Raw genomic sequence first — 17,832 nt, 5'->3', positions numbered from 1 at the left:
TCCACCGACCCGTCGGTTTGCAATCCGGCCGGGCCCGCGAGACATTGGCACCTGCTCGCGCGTGTCCTCCCCCTCGAGAGTTGGTGGGCAGCACCCTCGACCGAGAGGCACCATGAAGAGGCCAACAGACCCGCATCCCGTCATCGAGACCCTGCTCGACGGTGCCGACGACGACGCAGCCCGTCCCAGCCCGCGGTCGCCGAGCCGCGCATCCGCACCCTCCGCCCGCCGCCCCAGGGCTGGCGAGGGCCGCCACGTGTCCAGGCGCAGGCGCACGAGCTCGAAGTTCGTGAGACGCCGCATCATGGTCGCCGCGGCGGCGGCGGTCTGCGTGACCATGGTCGCGGGCATCAGCTTCGTGTCGGCCACGTACTTCCAGGTCGTCGGCAACCTCGCCGACAACGCGGTCGGGCGCGCCGACGGAACGGGCACCGAGATCTCCGGGTGGGACGGCGCCGTTAACATCCTCATCATGGGCTCCGATTCGCGGGACGGGCAGACGAGCGCCGACTACGGGGAGGCCGGCGGGGCCAGATCCGACGTCATGATGCTCCTGCATGTGTCGGCTGACCGCGAGGACGCGACGCTCATCAGCATCCCCCGCGACACCATGCTGCCGACCCCGGAATGCACGACTCCGGCGGGCGACATCGTGCCAGCGCAGGAGGCCGCGCAGATCAACGGCGCCCTCGAGAACGGGCCGTTCTGCTCGCTCGACACGATCCGTGCCTTCACGGGGCTCCCCATCGACCATTTCATCGTCGTCGGCTTCGACGGCGTCATCGGCATCACGGAGGCGATCGGCGGCGTCGACGTGTGCGTCGAGAACGACATCGCCGACGACTACTCGGGCCTCTACATGACCGCCGGCACGCACACCCTGAAGGGTGAGGCCGCCCTCGCGTTCCTCCGCACCCGCCACGGTTTCGCCGACGGTAGCGACCTCGGCCGCATCCAGGCGCAGCAGGCGTTCCTCGCCTCCCTCGCCCGCAAGGTGACGAGCGCTGGCACCCTCACGAACCCGGGTGCCCTGTACGGACTCGCCGACTCCGCGTCCAAGGCCATGACGGTCGACGAGGCGCTCGCGCAGCCGAGCAGCCTCGTTGCCCTCGCGCAGACGCTCTCGAACGTCGACCTCAGCCGGATCGTCATGCTGCAGCTGCCCGTCGTGCCGTACTGGGCAGACCCGAACCGGGTGGAGCCGCTGACCGAGGAGACCGACGCGATCTTCGCGACGCTGCGAGCCGACCTGCCGCTGTCGTTCCAGGACGACGAGGCACCGGATGCGCCGGCCGGGGTGGCCCCGGAGCCCCAGCCGGACGACGCGCCGCAGCCCGAGGACGCGGCCGGAGCGCCGAGCGAACCCCTGACGCTATCCGACGACATCGTCGGCCGGACGGCGGAGGACACCACCTGCGCGAGCTGACGAAGCACTCCGCATGAACACAGAAACTGGAGTTGCGCATCCGATCATCTGACCGGGATGCGCAACTCCAGTTTCTGTGTCAGGCCCGGCGCGGGCCGGGCGAGAGCGCCCGAGCGCTAGTCCTTCAGCACCTCGATCGACTGCGTGTCGCGGTCGTTGCCGATCTGGATCGTCTCGCCGCGGAAGAATCCGGGGTTGCGGAAGTACTGCACGACCATGATGACGACGCCGAGCAGCAGCACGCCGATGCCGAGCACGAACACGAGGCCGATGCCGTCCTGGGCGATGCCGTCCGCGTCGTAGCTCGTCGCGAAGAGCGCCGAGCCGGAGCCGAACGACGGCGAGAGCGATGCGACTGCTGTCTCGTAGAAGAAGTAGAGCAGCACGATGCCGCCGAGCAGCGGGAACAGGAACCGGAAGAAGAAGTTCCGTGCGGAGGCGAAGAGGCTGTGCCTGAAGTACCAGACGCAGGCGAGGCCCGTGACGCCGTAGTAGAAGCAGATCATGAGGCCGAGGGCCGCGATCGTGTCCCACAGCGCGTTCTCGGACAGCAGCCTCATGACGACGTAGAAGACGACGGCGGCGATGGCCGAGGCCAGGGTCGCGACCGACGGCGACTTGAAGCGAGGGCTGACGTCCGCGAACCGCTTCGGCAGCGCCCCGTAGTGCCCCATCGCGAGGATCGTGCGCGACGGGGAGACCATCGTCGACTGCAGCGACGCCGCCGACGACGAGAGGATGGCGAGCGACATGAGCAGCGCGAACGGCCCCATGACCGGGCCAGCGAGCGCCGCGAAGATGCTCTCCTGGTTGTCCGGGTTCCCCGCCCCGAGACCCTCGGTGCCGATGCCCGCGAAGACGAGCACGGCGAGCGTCGTGAGCAGGTAGATCACCATGATGATGATGATCGTGAGCATGGCGGCGCGGCCCGGGGTCTTCTTCGGGTCCTTCGCCTCCTCGTTCATCGTGATGACCGTGTCCCAGCCCCAGAAGAGGAAGATCGACAGCGAGACGCCGGCGGCGACCAACGACATGTCACCGAGCTCGAAGGGGTTGAACCAGGACAGCTCGACGGGCGTCGGGTCGAAGGCCGTGTTGTTGCTCAGGTGCATGAACGCGGCGATGATGAACCAGGCGAGCGCGATGAGCTGGAACGCGACGAGCCCGACCTGGATCTTCTCGGTCGCCTCGACTCCCCGGTACGAGATCCACGCGGCGAGCGCCGTGAAGAGGACCGTGACGGGGATGTTGATCCACAGCACCCGCGTGAGGTCGGCGAGCTCCGGATTCTGGAAGACCTGCGCCAGCAGGATGAAGAGGAAGTCGACCGCGACGGCGGCGAGGTTCGAGAGCACAAGGACGGTTGCCGCGATGAGCCCCCATCCGCCCATCCACCCGATCCACGGGCCGAAGGCGCGCGACGCCCACGTGAAGGTCGTGCCGGAGTCGGGCATCGCCGAGTTCAGCTCGCGGTAGCCGAAGACCACGAGCACCATCGGGATGAAGCCGATGAAAAGGATCGCGGGCGTCTGCACGCCGACCTGCGCGATGGTCGGGCCGAGGCCCGAGGTCAGCGTGTAGGCCGGGGCGATGCACGAGATGCCGATGATGGTGGCGCCGATGACGCCCACCTTGCCGGCGGAGAGGCCCTTGGAGCTGAGCCCGCCCCGCTCCGTGCTGTCTGCTGTCTTCGTCATCGCCCTGTTCCTGTCTCAGTGGATTCGGCACCGGGGGCGGGCTTGGGCGCCTCGGCGGGGAGCACCGCGCGTGGCACGACGATGACCGGCACCGTCAGCACCCGCAGCAGTCGCTGCGCGCGGGCGCCGAGGAAGATGCGGCCTCCCTGCGCGAGTCGGCTGGAGCCGACGAACGCCACGTCGCCCGCACTCCAGTTCGCCTTCTCCAGCGCGGCCTCGAGGTTCTCGCCCTCGACGGTCTCGACGGTCGCCTTCCCGGACTCAAGCAGCGCCTCCGCGCGCCCCGCGAGCACGGCGCCGCCGAACTCGCGCACGAACTCCTCGACCTCCTGCACCTGGCTCGGCGGAACGCGGTCGAGCTGCACGAGCGAGAGGAGACGCAGCTGCACGTCGCGCTGGAGCGCGCTCTCGACGGACGTGCCGATGAGCGCGGCCGCACCGGAGCGCGTCCCGAAGAGGGTCGTGATGCGCGTGACTGGGCCCTCCTCCGCGAAGCCAGCTGGCGCGAGCGCCACCGGCAGCGGCGAGGCGTGCAGGAGCGTGGATGCGACGGTCCCGACCGTGAACTGACGCAGGAGCGCCGTCGTGGCCGCCCCGATGACGATCGCGACCGCACCGAACTCCGAGGCGACATCCATGAGGCCCTGCGCTTCGCCCGAGGCGCTGCGGACGACGCCCGTCGCCTGGATACCCTCGGGCACCTGGGCGAGCGCTTCGCTCATCCACGTGTCGATCTGCTTGCCGATGATGCTGTCCGCATCGTCGAGCGGCAGCGGGTGCGTGCCGCTGTACGGCGACGTCTCCGGGGTGACCATCGCGATGATGAGCTCCGTGTCCGTGCCCTTGGCGAGGAAGGAGGCGAGGGCGAGAGCGTCATGCCCTCGGTCGCTCGCGATGTAGCCCACTACGAAACGCTGCGTCATGCTGCCTCTCCAGTTCTTCGGGTGTCGTCCGATTTCACGTGCCGTGGGCGCTCAGGACTCGAGGATGCGCTTCGCCGTAGCTTCGCCCATCCGCACTGCGCCGTCAACGTGCTGGTAGCCCTCTGCCGCGAGGTCGGAGCTCGACCAGAAGATGGGGCCGACCGGGTCGTGCTGGATGGCGCCCCAGCGGGCGAGCCCACCGAGGTCGTAGCTGGTGGCGTACGCGCCTCGCGTCCACTCCTCCGCGCCGAAGTCGGAGAGGTAGAACACCTCGGGCTCGAGTGCCTTCGGGCCGAGGAATTCGGCGACGGCCCCGAGCACGGCCGCCTTGCGCTCCTCTTCGCCGAGCGCCCACATGGCTTCGGCCGCCTCGTCGGTGATGAACCCGACGAGCGTGCCGCGCTCGTCTTCGTGGTTGGTGTTGTCGTAGACCTCCTGCACGAGGTGGCCGGCGCCGAAGGCGGTGCCGCTGAGGCCCTCTTCCCGCCAGAACGGCGTCGCGTAGGTGGCGTGCACCTTGATGACGAGGCCCATGGAGATGTGCTGGTGCACGATCATCTGCTGGCGAGGCAGCGCGGGCACGAACGAGACGCGCGAGTAGAGGTTCGGCGGCACGGCCATGATGGCGTGCTGGGCCTTCACGGTGATGTGGTCGGCGATGGCCGTCACCGGGGCGGCCTGGCCTGCGCCGTTGTCGTCCCAGTGGAGGAAGCGCACGGGGTTGTTCAGGAACACGACGGCGTCGCCGAGTTCCGCGGCCATCTGCTGGCTGACCGACTGCATGCCCCCGACGACGCGCTTGTCGAGGATGAAGCTCTCGTCGACGAGGTTCGAGAACGAGCCGGCGGATGCGGCCATGAGCACCGCCTGCAGGGCGGAGAACGCGAAGGCCGGCTTGGTGAGCATGCCGCCCGCGACGAAGAGCCCGATGTTGTTGCAGGCTTCCTCGTCGTCGGACTGCTGACGCAGCCAGTGGTGGAAGGAGATGGTGTCGAGCTCGCGGGCCTTGGCGTGCGCCCAGGGCTCGTGGGGGCCGATCTCGGCGGCGAGGCCGTCGAGGATCTCGATCATGCGGTCCATCTCGGCGGCCGTGTGCTCGCTGACGGGGAAGGTGTCTCCCTCGTAGACGGTGCGCTCGCCCTTGGGGCTGATGTAGACCGACTTGCCTTCGCGGTAGCGCGAGAAGGTGTCCTTGCCGAGCTCTTCGAGAAGCGCGAGGAGTGCCGTCTGGTCCGGCGACACCCACTGGCCGCCGATCTCGAAGAACTGGCCGTCGATGATGTTGCTCCACGTGCGCCCGCCGACGCGGTCGCGCGCTTCGAGGACGGCGACGGTCTTGCCCGCCTGGGTGAGGCGGCGTGCCGCCGTGAGTCCGGATGGGCCCGCTCCGATGATGACGACGTCGCGTTCGATGGTCTGCATTTCCGCTCTTTCCGTTGTGACAGCCCCAAGCGCCCTGGCTTCGCCGTCGAAGTGAGTCAGGATGGCGACCGGGTTCGTGACCGTGCCATCCAAATGAACAGGATTAATTTACGTTAGTCGACACCGCGCCCTCGGACAAGGAGCATTTGCGAGGCGATATGGTCGGGAGACGGGAGGGCCAGTGAGCACCAGCGAACATGTCGAGTCCGATGGACAGCGGCGTGCCGGGCGACCCCGCACGCGCATCCTGACGCAGAAGCGCATCACCGACGCCGCCATGCGGGTCGCGAGCCACGACGGCTACGACGCCCTGACCATGGCGAAGCTCGCCAAGGCGCTCGATGTGACCCCCGCCGCGCTCTACAACCACGCGCACTCGAAGCGACAGATCCTCCGCTGGATCGAGGACCGCCTCATGGCCGCCGTCGACGCCTCCGCTTTCGAGACCGAGCCATGGGACCTGGCCCTGGCCGCGTGGGCGCGCAGCTACCGGCTCGTCATGAAGGAGCACGACTCGCTCGTCGAGGCGATCGCGAAGATGCCCGTGGCAGGTGCGACCGAGACCCTCGCGATGTACGAGAGCGTTGCCGCAGGCCTCCGCCGCGCGGGCTGCCCCGACGCGAGCATCATGCCGGCGATCGTCGCCATCGAGTCGTTCATCTACGGATCCGCGTACGACCTCAACGCCCCGCTCGACATCTTCGACCTCGGCAACCAGGCGGATGCGGCGCCGACGCTCGCGGCGGCCGTCGCCGCACATCCACCCCGCGAGCTGCGCGAGCAGGCCTTCGAACGCGGCCTCGAGGCACTCATCCGAGGCCTCGGCGTCGCGGCCGGTCTCAAGACGACGACCCACTGACCAGTTCCGGCCACCGCGCCCCACCCGTTCCGAACCGTCGCGCTGAATCCGTCCTGGCGCCCAGCCCCGGCGCAGACATGCGGAAAATGCAGGCTCGTCTCGAAACGAACCTGCAGGAGCCGCATCTTTGCACGCCGTTCGGCGGGATGCGGGGGCGCGGGCGGGCGCGGGCGCGGGCGCGGCGGCGAGCGCGGGCGCGGCGGCGAGCGCGGGCGCGGCGGCGGGCGCGGGCGCGGGCGCGGATGCCCGCGGAGACACCTCGACGCCCCGGCGGCGCGGAATGTGCCGGGGCGTCGAGATTCTGGTGCCGGGGCTTCCCGGCGGTCTGGTGCGCGCCCGTGGCGGGCGCGAGCGGGCTACGCCTGCGCGCGGATGGCGGCTTCGAGCACGTCGAGGCCGTCGTTCAGCAGCTCGTCCGTGATGGTGAGCGGCGGGAGGAGGCGCACGACGTTGCCGTAGGTGCCGCATGAGAGGAGCACGACGCCCTGGCTGAGCGCGTCGGCGACGATCGCCTTCACGGCCGCCGGGTGCGGCTTCTTCGTGGTCGTCGCCGTGCCGGCCTCGACGAACTCGAACGCCAGCATGGCGCCGCGTCCGCGGACCTCGCCGATGATCGTGTTCTCGCCGAGCTCGGCGCTGAGCGCCTCGAAGCGCGTCTTGACGATGGTCTCGATCTCGAGGGCGCGGGCAGCGAGCTGCTCGTCCTCCATGATGCTGATCGTGGCGAGCGCGGCGGCAGTGGCGACGGGGTTGCCCGTGTAGGTGCCGCCGAGTCCGCCGACGTGCACGCTGTCCATGATCTCGGCGCGGCCGACGACGGCCGAGAGCGGCATGCCGCCCGCGACGCCCTTCGCGATCGTGACGAGGTCGGGCACGATCTCCTCGTGCTCGGAGGCGAACCAGGCGCCGGTGCGGCACATGCCGGCCTGCACCTCGTCGGCGATGAAGACGACGCCGTTGGCCTTCGCCCACTCGACGAGCGCGGGGAGGAAGCCCTCGGCGGGGACGATGAAGCCACCTTCGCCCTGGATGGGCTCGATGATGATGGCCGCGACGTTGTTGCCGCCGACCTGCTTCTCGATGACGTCGATCGTGCGGGCTGCCGCCTCGGCGCCGGTCAGGCCGTCACGGTACGGGTAGCTCATGGGTGCGCGGTAGACCTCTGGCGCGAAGGGTCCGAAGCCGTCCTTGTACGGGATGTTCTTCGCGGTGAGGGCCATCGTGAGGTTCGTGCGGCCGTGGAACGAGTGGTCGAACGCGATGACGGCGTTGCGGCCGGTCGAGTGGCGGGCGATCTTGACCGCGTTCTCGACGGCTTCGGCGCCGGAGTTGAGGAGCACGGCCTTCTTGGCGTGGTCGCCCGGCGTGATCTCGATGAGCTTCTCGGCGACGGCGACGTAGCCCTCGTACGGGGTGATGCCGAAGGCGGTGTGCGTGAAGTGCGACGCGGCTTCCTGCACGGCGGCGACGACGCGGGGGTGCGAGGCGCCGACGTTGGTGACGGCGATGCCCGCGCCGAAGTCGACGAACTGGTTGCCGTCGACGTCGCGGATGATGGCGCCATCGACGTCAGCCGCGTACACGGGGACTGCGGGGACGAGCGACGCGGAGACGCTCGCCTCACGACGCGCAGTCAGGGCCTGCGACTTGGGGCCTGGAATGGCGCCTTCGAGCTTGCGCTCCTGGGCAATGCGGAACTCCGTCACGATGCTTCCCTTCCTCGGGGTTCGACCTCTTGGTATGGCTTGAAGGCTACGCGGTTCTCCCCTCAGCGACGAATGGGCACGCGCACGACGCGTCCCACGGCTGCTGTGCATCCGTCTAGGCGTGCCTACAATCGGGGCATGCTTGCCACCGTCGACACGCTTCTCGCGGACCGCTCCCTCGGCCTGACCCTGCTCACCGGAGCCCCCGGGACGAGGCGGACGGGCATCGAGTGGGTCGCGACGACCGAGCTGCTCAACCCGCAGCCGTTCCTCACGGGAGGCCAGCTGGTGCTGACGACGGGGATGCGCCTGCGCGGCACGCGCGCGTACCGCTCGTTCGTGGACTCGCTCGTCGCGGCCGACACCGTGGCGCTCGGCGTCGGCACCGGCTTCACGCACGAGAGCGTGCCGGAAGCCCTCGTCGCCGCGGCCGAGCAGGCCGGACTCCCCCTGTTCGAGGTGGCCTACGAGACGCCGTTCGCGGCCCTCACCAAGGTCGTCACGCAGGCGAGCACCGATGCGCAGCACTCGCGCCTCGAGGGCGAGCATCGGCAGCAGCAGCAGCTCGTCACCGCGCTGCTCTCCGATGGCGGCGTCGCCGGGCTCGCCGCGCGCCTCGGGCGGCTCACGAAATCGCACGTCGCCGTGACGCGTCTCGGCGAGCTCCTGGCGGGCAGCCTCGACGTGCAGGATGAGGCCGTGAGCGGCTGGGACGCGCTCCCCATCTCCACGGGACAGTCGGCCGGCGCGACGCTCCACATCACGAGCCCGCGTGTCAACGAGGGGCTCGTGAACTACGCGCGCTCCCTCCTGAGCCTGCAGCTCATGCAGGACGCGCGCCGCGTGCGGGCGGCCCGCGACGCGTCGGGTCTCGTGCTGCACGACCTCGTGCAGGGGAAGTTCGCGGTCGAGGACGCCGAGCGGCGGCTGACCGCGCTCGGCGTCGCGACGGGGCAGGCCGCGCGCGTGCTCGTCGCCGAGACCGACGATCGGCGCACGGCGGAACTCACCGCGCTCCCGTTGCCCGCCGAGCTGCAGTCGTCGGTCTCCGCGGTGTTCGATGGCCGCCTCGTCGTGATCGCGCCCGAGCGAACCCGAATGCCCGCGGCGGCTGAGGCGCTCATCGGCCTCGCACGGTCGGCGGGCATCGCGGCACGAGTGGGCATCGGCGACCTCTACCCGACGTCGCTCGCGCTGCGCTGGAGCTACTTCGAGGCCCGGGATGCGCTGCGGAACGCCCCGCAGGACTTGGACGTCGCCACGTCGGCCCGCCTCTCCATCTCGTCGCTGCTCCTCGCGAGCCGCGACGTGCCCGTGCTCGAGCTGGCCGCTGAGGTGCTCGGCCCGCTCGAGACGCACGACACCGAGCACGGCTCCACTCTCCTCGCGACCCTCGACGCGTATTTCGCGCACTCCGGCCAGATCGCGCAGGTCGCGGAGGAGCTCGGCACGCATCGCAACACCGTGCGCTACCGACTCGACCAGATCGCGAGCATCACGGGCCTCGACCCGCGCGTCATGGCCGAGGGTGTGCAGCTGTGGCTCGCGGGCGCGGCCAGGCGCCTCAGCCCGAGCGGCGGGATGCGCGACTGAGCTGCGCGAGCGGACCCTGCGGGCCGTCCGCTCTGCCAGACTTGGCGCATGCGCACCTCCGTGACCCTCCCGAACGGCGTCGAGATCGAACGAGACGACGCCGTCGACGTCACCGTCGACGTCCTGGAGGTGGAGGACCTCGCCTTCGCGCACGTCTGCCGCTCCCTGCGCCCGCAGCTGCAGCCACCCGCTGGCCTCATCGTGACGATGCCCGCCGGCGACGACGTGCTCGGCTACGTGTATCGCGAGGAGCAGCGCGAGGACGGCCGCCGCGACGAGCTCGACGACACCGACTCGCTGTTCGTCGACATCCACGAGCTCACGTTCGAGTTCGACGCACCCCGAGACGCCGACATGGACGAGGACGGCGTGCGGGGCCTGCTCGCGCGCGCCCGCCCCGAGACCGCGCTGAAGGTCGAGGGCGTCGAGCTGCTCGATCTGCGGGACGGACCGATGTCGCTCATCACGTGCCGTCCGCCTCGCGCGTGGACCTTCCGTCAGCTCGTGCTGGAGGTGCAGCTGCTCCGCGGCTCCTACATGGCCCTGCACTACAAGAGCTAGCGGCGGCGCTGCGTCACCTCTCGCCAGCGGACCGCGCGCGACGGTGCCACGGCGAACGTCAGGAACCAGCCCCCGGAGTACGCGAAGAGCGCGACCAGCCCCATCGCGGCGACCGGACTCGCGAACACGCCGAGCGCCAGCATCCCGAGCACCGCCACGATCACGACCACCCGCCGCAGCCAGGCCGGGACGTGCACGAGGTACCTCGTGGTCGCCCACCCGGCGAGGGCGGCGACCACGAGCACGACGGGTCCCAGCCAGAACTCGGCGAGTGCGAGGAACACCGCGAACGCGATCGCCAGGACGAATTCGAGGACCGCCAGCAGCACGAAGCCGCGCCTCGACGGCGCAGCCATGGTCCGCTCCTGAAACTCGGCGCCCTTGCGGGCAGCCCACCCGTAGACCATGCGAATGCCGCAGCTACGCCAGGCGCTGCGTCCAGCCCATGAGGTCGGGCAGCTCGCCGTTCTGGATACCCGTCAGCTCTGCGCGGATGCGCATGCTCACCGAGTCCTCCGTGAGCGCCGGGTTCTCGATCGTGAAATCGGGCGACTTGACCTTGCCGATCGGCGAGATGACGGCCGCGGTGCCGCACGCGAAGGCCTCGACGATCGACCCGTCGGCGACGCCCTCGCGCCACTCGTCGATCGTGATGCGCCGGTGCTCGATCCTGCGACCGGCCCGCTCGCACAGCTCCAGCACGCTGTCGCGTGTGATGCCGGGGAGGATGGAGTCGCTCAGCGGGGTCAGGATCGTGCCGTCGGACTTGATGAGCACGATGTTCATGCCGCCGAGCTCCTCGAGGTACCTGTTCTCGGAGGAGTCGAGGAACAGCACCTGCTCGCAGCCGTTCGCGTACGCCTCCTCCTGCGGGAGCAGCGACGACGCGTAGTTGCCGCCGCACTTCGCCGCACCCGTGCCGCCGGCACCCGCGCGCGAGTACTCCTGCGAGAGCCAGATGTCGACGGGGCGCGTGGGGTCGGAGAAGTACGAGCCAGCCGGGCAGGCGATGACCATGTAGCGCACCGTCTGCGCCGCGCGCACGCCGAGGAAGTTCTCGAACGCGATCATGAACGGGCGCAGGTAGAGGGTCTTGCCCTCGCCGGCCGCCGGAACCCACTGCTCGTCGATCTGCACGAGCTGGCGCACCGATTCGAGGAAGAGCTCCTCGGGCAGCTCCGGCAGCGCGAGCCGCTTCGCCGAGTTCTGCAGGCGCTGCGCGTTGCGCTCTGGCCGGAATCCGAAGACCTCTCCCCCGTCGTGGCGGTACGCCTTGAGGCCCTCGAAGATCTCCTGGCCGTAGTGGAACACCGCCGAGGATGGGTCGACCTGCAGCGGGCCGTACGGCACGACGCGGGCGTCGTGCCAGCCGTCGGCGACCGTCCAGTCGATGATCACCATGTGGTCGGTGAAGTGCTTGCCGAACCCGGGGTCGGCGAGCACCGCCTCCCGCACCTCGGCGGATGCGGGAGCCGGGTTTCGCTCGACCGAGAACTCGAGGGACGCGCCCGCGGTGCGTGCGGCCTGCGTCGTCGTGCCTGGCTGGGTGCTGCTGGTGTCGCTCATGCGTTGGTTCCTTGCGCGGTCAGTCGGGAGATGATGGCGTCGCCGATCTCGGACGTGCTCCTGGATGCCCCGCCTCGCGACGCGAGGTCGGCGCGGCAGGCTGCCTCGAGGGTTGCGGCTGCGTCGATGAGTCCGAAGTGCTCGAGCAGCAGAACGACGGAGAGGATCGCCGCCGTCGGGTCGGCTTTGCCGAGGCCCGCGATGTCTGGTGCCGAGCCGTGGACTGGCTCGAACATGCTGGGGAATTCGCCTTCGGGATTGATGTTGCCCGAGGCCGCCAGCCCGATGCCGCCGGTGATGGCTGCGGCAAGGTCGGTCACGATGTCGCCGAACAGGTTATCGGTGACGATCACGTCGAATCGCGATGGGTTCGTGACGAAGAAAATCGTAGCAGCGTCGACGTGCAGGTACTCGACGGCGACGTCAGGGTAGTCGGCGGAGACCCGGTCGACGACGCGCTGCCAGAGCACGCCGGCGTTGACGAGCACGTTCTTCTTGTGCACGAGCGTGACATGCTTGCGGGGGCGGGACTTGGCCTTCTCGAACGCGTACCGCACGGTGCGCTCGACGCCGTAGGCCGTGTTCACGGAGACCTCGGTCGCGATCTCCTGCGGGGTGCCGACGCGGACGACGCCGCCGTTGCCGACATACGGCCCCTCGGTGCCCTCGCGCACGACGACGAAATCGACCTCGCCGGGGTCGCTCAGCGGGGTCTTCACGCCGGGCGAGATCGCGCCAGGGCGCAGGTTGATGTAGTGGTCGAACGCGAAACGCAGCTTGAGCAGCAGGCCACGCTCGATGATGCCCCCGGCCAGTCGCTCGTCGGCTGGGTCACCGCCGACGGCGCCGAGGAGGATGCCGTCGTGCTGCGCGAGCGCGTGCAGCTCCGCGTCTGAGATGATCTCGCCGGTCTCGAGGTAGCGGGCCGCGCCGAACGGGTACTCCGTGAGCGTGAGCTCGACGCCTGCCGGCAGCGAAGCCCGAAGCGCGCGCTGCGCCTCGGCGGTGACCTCCGGGCCGATCCCGTCGCCAGCGATAACGGCGATGTCGAGCTTCTCTGGCGCTGCACGTTCCGACACGAGGCGTCCTTTCCTGCCGACGGCGGTCGCGGCTCCCCCAGTTTAGGCCGCAGCCGGGCTAGCGTCTGTCGTCATGACCACCGCGATCCTGCGCCGCAAGGACGATCTGCCGCGTGCGCGCGCCGCCAGCCGCCTCACGGCCTACGTGTACGGCAACATCATCATCCTCGCGACGCTCCTCGGGCTCGTGCACGCGGGCGAGAATCCCGGCGAAGGTGCGATCGTGGTCCTCGCGACCGGGGGCACGACGCTCCTGGCGCACCTCATCGCCGACGCGGTCGGCCACTCCACGAGGGCCGAGGTCGGCGACCATCGCGAGCGCACTGCGCACATCGAGTTCCTGTACGAGCTGCGGGATGCGGTGCCGATCGCGTCGGCTGCGTCCATCCCGGCCGCGATCCTCGGAGTGGCCGCACTCGGCCTCATCGACGGCGAGACGGCGCAGCTCGTCGCGGAGATCGTGATCATCGTGCGGCTCGCTGCGATGGGCTTCACGGTGCAGCGCATCCGCGGCGAGCGGCCCTCGTTCCGCACCTTCGCCGCCGGTGTCGGCCTCGCCCTCATCGGCGTCGCCATCTCCGTGCTCAAGGCGAACCTCGGGCACTGATCAGCCACACGTCCCGCCCCTCACACCAGCGCTGTCCAACTTGCGTGTTGGATGCGCCAGGGCAGCCCCGCAAAGACCCGCCGACCCGCATCCATCCCGCAAGAGCGTCATGCACGCACGTCCCGTCGGCAGAACGCGACGGCTGCGCAGCAGACCAGTGCCACGACCGCGAGGAGGAACACCGCGTAGGCGCTCCCAGGGTCGAGCGCTGCCGCCGGGTTCGCTGCGGTCACGGCGGCAGCATCGAACAGCTGCGCGCCCGCGATCGTGGGCAGGAACTTCGCCCACGGCGTCAGGAAGACCAGGACAAGCGAGATCTGCGAGACCGCGATGAGCACGAGCAACGGCACCAGGGCCTGGCGGACCAGGACCGCGAAGCTGAACCCGATCAGCGCGATCCCCGTCCAGTAGACGACTCCGCCCAGCCAGCGCACCAGGAGCGAGACGGGCACGCCGTCGCTGAGCACACTGAGCGATCCGAGACCGAGCTGACTGCAGATGCTGAGCAGCGGGATCGTCACCGCTCCGAGCAACGTCACGGTGACGGCGAGGACCGAGACCTTCGCGAGGACGAGCCTGAACCGGTTCGGCACCGCGACGAGCGAGGTCTGGATCTGTCCGCCGGAGAACTCACCGCTTCCCGCGAGCACCCCCACGATGATGACGCCGATCTGCCCGAGCGCGATCCATTCGAGGCCGACGACCTCCGGCGTCGTCCCGGCGGCGAGCATCGGGTCGTCGACGCGCAGTCCCTCGCCAACCGAGGGGGCGGTGACTGCGGCCATCAGGACCGGCACGACGAAGCTCACGGCCAGCGTGATGAGGACCGCTCTGAGAGTGAAGAGCTTCCGGGACTCTGACGCCAGCGCCATCTTCACGCGGCATCACCCGCAACATGCTCGGCGCGACCCTGCGTCCAGGCGAAGTACGCGTGCTCGAGGCTGTCGTACTCCGCGACCAGGCTCGTCGCCGCCCCCGCCCTGATGACCGTTCCGCGCGCCATCACGACGAGGTCGTCAGCCATGGACTGCATCTCCCCCATGAGGTGCGACGAGATGAGCACCGTGCGGCCGGAACCCGCCAGCGAGCGCGCAAGATCCCGTATCCAGCGAATGCCCTCCGGGTCGAGCCCGTTCATCGGCTCGTCAAGGATCACGACCTCCGGGTCCCCGAGGAGCGCGGCCGCGATGCCCAGACGCTGCTCCATGCCCAGAGAGAAGGTCCCGACGCGGCGGTCAGCGACGTCCGACAGCCCGACGAGCTGCAGCGTCTCCGGGATGCGCGTGGGCGAGATCCCGTTGCTCGCCGCCATCCATCGGAGGTGCGCTCTCGCCGTGCGTCCGCGATGGGCACCCGACCCGTCGAACTGCGCGCCGACGCGGGTCAGGGGACGCCGCAGGCTTCGGTACTCGGAGCCGAGCACCGACGCGCGCCCGGACGTCGCTCGGTCGAGGCCGAGCAGGATGCGCATCGTCGTCGACTTGCCCGCTCCGTTCGGGCCGAGCAGCCCCGTCACCCTGCCTGCTCTGGCTTCGAAGGTCACGGACTCGATGGCAGTCCGCTTCCCGTAGATCTTTGTCAGGTTCTCGACTTCGATCATGAACCCACCCCCTTTTCTGCATGGTTGACGGCCCAGGAGCGGACCGAGAGAAATCCAGCGACGGCGAAGACGCCGATCCAGCTCAGCAGCACGAGAAGCCCGAGCATCGGCCCCAGGTCCCCGGCAAGCGGAGCGTCCTGGAGCAGCAGTTGAGCGCCCGCCTGGTCGGGCAGGAACCTGGCGGCCGAGGTGAGCTCGAGCAGGTACGGCGAGATGGCGAGCGTGAGCGCCAGCATGGCGGTGAGCCCGACGATGCCGCTGCGGAACGCCGACGAGATCAGGAACGAGAGCAGGCTGATGAGCGACCAGTAGACGATGTACCCCGCGAGCAGGCGGAGGTCTCCACCGGGAAGGCTCGTCAGGCTGCCGACCGCGCGGCAGTCGAGGACAGCGCAGCGGGCGGCATAGCTTCCCAGGACGGCGGGAAGGGCGACCGCGACGCCGAACGCGAGCGCGGAGAGGGCCTTCGCGAGGAAGAAGCTGCGCCGGTCTGGGACGGCGAGCAGCGAGGAGGCGACGACACCGTTGTCGCGCTCCTGCGCGAAGACACTCGCCCCCAGGAAGACCGCCCCGATCTGTCCGTAGTGCAGCACCATGAGGAACGCCGACTGAGGTTCGAGTCCGCCAGCAGCGGTGACATCCCCCGAGAGCATCGCCTGGTGCGTGAGCGCGGTGACGCCGTAGGCGGCACCGATCACGACCGCGACGGTTGCGAGACTCGCGATCCGCGATGAACGCAGTGAGGTGAACTTGATTGCTTCCGCGCGGAGCGCGTGGAGGAACGTGGTCATGGCCTGCCGCCCTCGGTCGAGTGGACGCTCCTGATCGGGTGCCGTGCTGTCCGGTCCATGTGGCTAGCGTGGCACTCGGGTGGTCAGCGGACCATCATTCGAAAGTTCGAGCCCTGGACACCAGCCTGATCCCACAGGACAATGCGTGTTTTGCCCCAAATATGTCGCGACGAGCACCCCCATTCCGGGCCCAAAGAACAACGCTGCCTGCGTTCCCAACCGCGGCGATCTCTCGCGGGGTTGGGAACGCAGGCAGCGCTTGTGTGGGTGACGCGGGGCGTCTAGCTCTCTACGATGTCGATCTCGTGCAGCTCGGAGGCGCCGATCGCGTCGCGCAGGTGCGCGAGCAGCTCGTCGCTGGCCGGCTCGTCGATCGTCAGCACGGAGAGGGCCTGGCCGCCCTCTTCGTCGCGGGCGATCTGCATGCCTGCGATGTTGACGCCTGCCTCGCCGAGCGCGGCACCGTAGACGGCGACGACGCCGGGGCGGTCGCTGTAGACCATGACGAGGTGGTGCGCGGCGAGGGGCACCTCGATGCTGTAGCCGTTGATGCCGACGAGCTTCTCGATCTGCTTCGGGCCCGTGAGGGTTCCGGAGACGGAGACCGTCTTGCCGTCGCTGAGCGTCGCACGCAGCGTGAGCACGTTGCGGTACTCGTCGCTGTCCTCGTCGACGTTCATGCGCACGTCGAGGCCGCGCTCCTCCGCCAGGAGCGGCGCGTTCACGTAGGAGACCTGCTCGGTGACGATGTTCGTGAAGAACCCCTTGAGCGCGGCGAGGCGCAGCGCCTTCACCTCGTAGCGGGCGAGCTCGCCGTGCACCTCGATGTCGAGGGCGACGGGAGAGGCCCCGATGAGGCCCTGGAGGAACTGACCGAGCTTCTCCATGAGCGGGATGCCGGGGCGCACGTACTCGTCGATGATGCCGCCAGCGACGTTGACCGCGTCCGGCACGAGCTCACCGGCGAGGGCGAGGCGCACGGAGCGCGCGACGGAGACGCCGGCCTTCTCCTGGGCTTCATCGGTGGATGCGCCGAGGTGCGGTGTGAGCTGCAGGTTCGGCTGGTCGAGGAGGTCGCGGTTCGATGGCGGCTCGGTGACGAACACGTCGAGCGCTGCCCCCGCGATCGTGCCGGACTCGAGGGCGTCGCGGAGCGCGTTCTCGTCGATGATGCCGCCGCGCGAGCAGTTGACGATGCGCAGTTCGGGCTTGGCGAGCGCGAACTGGGCCTCGCCGATGAGACCGGTGGTCTCGGGCGTGCGCGGGATGTGGATGGTGATGAAGTCGGACTGCGCCATGAGCTCTTCGAGGGTGAGGAGCTGCACGCCCAGCTGCGAGGCGCGGGCGGGCGTCACGTAGGGGTCGTAGGCGACGAGGTTGACGCCGAAGCCCTTGAGGCGGTCGACGACGAGCGTGCCGATGCGGCCGAGGCCCACGATGCCGATGGTCTTCTCGAACAGCTCGACGCCCGTGTACTTCGAGCGCTTCCAGTCCCCTGCCTTCATCGACGCGTTGGCGTTCGGGATGTGGCGGGCGAGCGAGATGATGTGGCCGACCGCGAGCTCGGCTGCCGAGGTGATGTTCGAGGTGGGCGCGTTGACGACCATGACGCCGGCCTTCGTGGCGGCGGGCGTGTCGACGTTGTCGAGGCCGACGCCGGCGCGGGCGATGATCTTCAGGTTCGGGGCCGCGGCGATCGCCTCGGCGTCGACCTGGGTCGCGCTGCGCACGAGGATCGCGTTGGCCTCGGCGAGTGCTTCGAGGAGCGCGGGACGATCGGTGCCGTCGACCTGGCGGACTTCGAAGTCGGGACCGAGCGCATCCACGGTTGCGGGGGAAAGCTGCTCGGCAAGCAGAACGACGGGCTTTGACACGTGAAGAATCCTCCAGTGGAGACAGGGAGTCTGCGGGCGCAGGCCGAAGCGATCCTATCGCGAGGCGCGCTTTCGCCTCACGTCGCCGTAACACTGAGCGATCGCTGACGAGGAAGGGCCGGCCGCGA

16 protein-coding genes are annotated in these 17,832 nt (G+C 69.4%); 5 read left to right on the top strand and 11 right to left on the bottom strand.

What is annotated here, in order from left to right; all coding sequences use genetic code 11:
• The first annotated feature begins 112 nt into the window (after positions 1–112).
• A complete protein-coding gene (locus tag C5B97_RS05400) occupies positions 113–1,426 on the top strand; it encodes an LCP family protein (protein ID WP_181026912.1) in 1,314 nt (437 codons plus the stop codon).
• Between the two features lie 116 nt (positions 1,427–1,542).
• Here C5B97_RS05400 and C5B97_RS05395 read toward each other — a convergent pair whose 3' ends face one another.
• The 3 genes from C5B97_RS05395 to C5B97_RS05385 are packed head-to-tail and all read right to left on the bottom strand — an operon-like array spanning position 1,543 to position 5,468.
• Positions 1,543–3,123: an APC family permease gene (locus tag C5B97_RS05395; protein ID WP_104311112.1), complete on the bottom strand. Its 1,581-nt coding sequence runs from the start codon at positions 3,121–3,123 to the stop codon at positions 1,543–1,545.
• A complete protein-coding gene (locus C5B97_RS05390) occupies positions 3,120–4,046 on the bottom strand; it encodes a universal stress protein (protein WP_104311111.1) in 927 nt (308 codons plus the stop codon). The genes C5B97_RS05395 and C5B97_RS05390 overlap by 4 nt, the downstream gene beginning before the upstream one ends.
• 51 nt (positions 4,047–4,097) lie before the next feature.
• A complete protein-coding gene (locus C5B97_RS05385) occupies positions 4,098–5,468 on the bottom strand; it encodes an NAD(P)/FAD-dependent oxidoreductase (protein ID WP_104311110.1) in 1,371 nt (456 codons plus the stop codon).
• Between the two features lie 181 nt (positions 5,469–5,649).
• On the opposite strand from C5B97_RS05385, the gene C5B97_RS05380 reads away from it, so the two are divergent.
• Positions 5,650–6,327, top strand: coding sequence for a TetR/AcrR family transcriptional regulator (locus C5B97_RS05380; protein ID WP_258067987.1), 678 nt, complete (start codon positions 5,650–5,652; stop codon positions 6,325–6,327).
• 356 nt (positions 6,328–6,683) lie between these two features.
• On the opposite strand, the gene gabT is transcribed toward C5B97_RS05380, so the two are convergent.
• Complete coding sequence (gene gabT / locus C5B97_RS05370) at positions 6,684–8,033, bottom strand: 4-aminobutyrate--2-oxoglutarate transaminase (protein ID WP_258067985.1); 1,350 nt, start codon at positions 8,031–8,033, stop codon at positions 6,684–6,686.
• Between the two features lie 138 nt (positions 8,034–8,171).
• Here gabT and C5B97_RS05365 point away from each other — a divergent pair, with 138 nt between their 5' ends.
• Together C5B97_RS05365 and C5B97_RS05360 are read left to right on the top strand one after the other, a co-directional pair.
• On the top strand, positions 8,172–9,626 hold the full coding sequence (locus C5B97_RS05365) for a PucR family transcriptional regulator (RefSeq protein ID WP_181026911.1): 1,455 nt from the start codon (positions 8,172–8,174) through the stop codon (positions 9,624–9,626).
• 48 nt (positions 9,627–9,674) lie between these two features.
• Positions 9,675–10,187, top strand: coding sequence for a hypothetical protein (locus C5B97_RS05360; RefSeq protein ID WP_104311106.1), 513 nt, complete (start codon positions 9,675–9,677; stop codon positions 10,185–10,187).
• Here C5B97_RS05360 and C5B97_RS05355 read toward each other — a convergent pair.
• From C5B97_RS05355 to C5B97_RS05345, 3 genes are all read right to left on the bottom strand, one after another.
• The gene (locus tag C5B97_RS05355) at positions 10,184–10,543 is read right to left on the bottom strand and encodes a hypothetical protein (RefSeq protein WP_104311105.1); all 360 of its coding nucleotides are present in this window, start codon (positions 10,541–10,543) and stop codon (positions 10,184–10,186) included. The genes C5B97_RS05360 and C5B97_RS05355 overlap by 4 nt on opposite strands.
• A gap of 64 nt (positions 10,544–10,607) precedes the next feature.
• Entirely contained in the window at positions 10,608–11,753 is a 1,146-nt protein-coding gene (locus tag C5B97_RS05350; protein WP_104311104.1) for a branched-chain amino acid aminotransferase, read from the bottom strand.
• The gene (locus C5B97_RS05345; RefSeq protein ID WP_104311103.1) at positions 11,750–12,832 is read right to left on the bottom strand and encodes a 3-isopropylmalate dehydrogenase; all 1,083 of its coding nucleotides are present in this window, start codon (positions 12,830–12,832) and stop codon (positions 11,750–11,752) included. The genes C5B97_RS05350 and C5B97_RS05345 overlap by 4 nt, the downstream gene beginning before the upstream one ends.
• Positions 12,833–12,905: 73 nt before the next feature.
• Between C5B97_RS05345 and C5B97_RS05340 the strand changes: the two genes are divergently transcribed.
• Positions 12,906–13,439: a hypothetical protein gene (locus C5B97_RS05340; protein WP_104311102.1), complete on the top strand. Its 534-nt coding sequence runs from the start codon at positions 12,906–12,908 to the stop codon at positions 13,437–13,439.
• 107 nt (positions 13,440–13,546) lie between these two features.
• Here C5B97_RS05340 and C5B97_RS05335 read toward each other — a convergent pair whose 3' ends face one another.
• From C5B97_RS05335 to serA, 4 genes are all read right to left on the bottom strand, one after another.
• Positions 13,547–14,311 carry an ABC transporter permease gene (locus C5B97_RS05335; RefSeq protein WP_104311101.1) on the bottom strand — a complete coding sequence of 255 codons (765 nt, stop codon included), beginning with the start codon at positions 14,309–14,311 and terminating at the stop codon, positions 13,547–13,549.
• Between the two features lie 2 nt (positions 14,312–14,313).
• Positions 14,314–15,039 carry an ABC transporter ATP-binding protein gene (locus tag C5B97_RS05330; RefSeq protein WP_104311100.1) on the bottom strand — a complete coding sequence of 242 codons (726 nt, stop codon included), beginning with the start codon at positions 15,037–15,039 and terminating at the stop codon, positions 14,314–14,316.
• A complete protein-coding gene (locus C5B97_RS05325; protein WP_104311099.1) occupies positions 15,036–15,830 on the bottom strand; it encodes a hypothetical protein in 795 nt (264 codons plus the stop codon). Before C5B97_RS05325 ends, C5B97_RS05330 begins: the two co-directional genes overlap by 4 nt.
• Positions 15,831–16,111: 281 nt before the next feature.
• Positions 16,112–17,704 (bottom strand): phosphoglycerate dehydrogenase, encoded by a 1,593-nt coding sequence (gene serA / locus C5B97_RS05320; protein ID WP_104311098.1) that lies wholly within the window; start codon positions 17,702–17,704, stop codon positions 16,112–16,114.
• Positions 17,705–17,832 lie beyond the last annotated feature (128 nt).

Source organism: Pseudoclavibacter sp. RFBB5 (genome assembly GCF_002931555.1).
In the GTDB taxonomy this organism is placed as follows: domain Bacteria; phylum Actinomycetota; class Actinomycetes; order Actinomycetales; family Microbacteriaceae; genus Pseudoclavibacter.
Note: the sequence above shows the minus strand (reverse complement) of the source record. Positions and strands in the feature narration are given on the sequence as shown.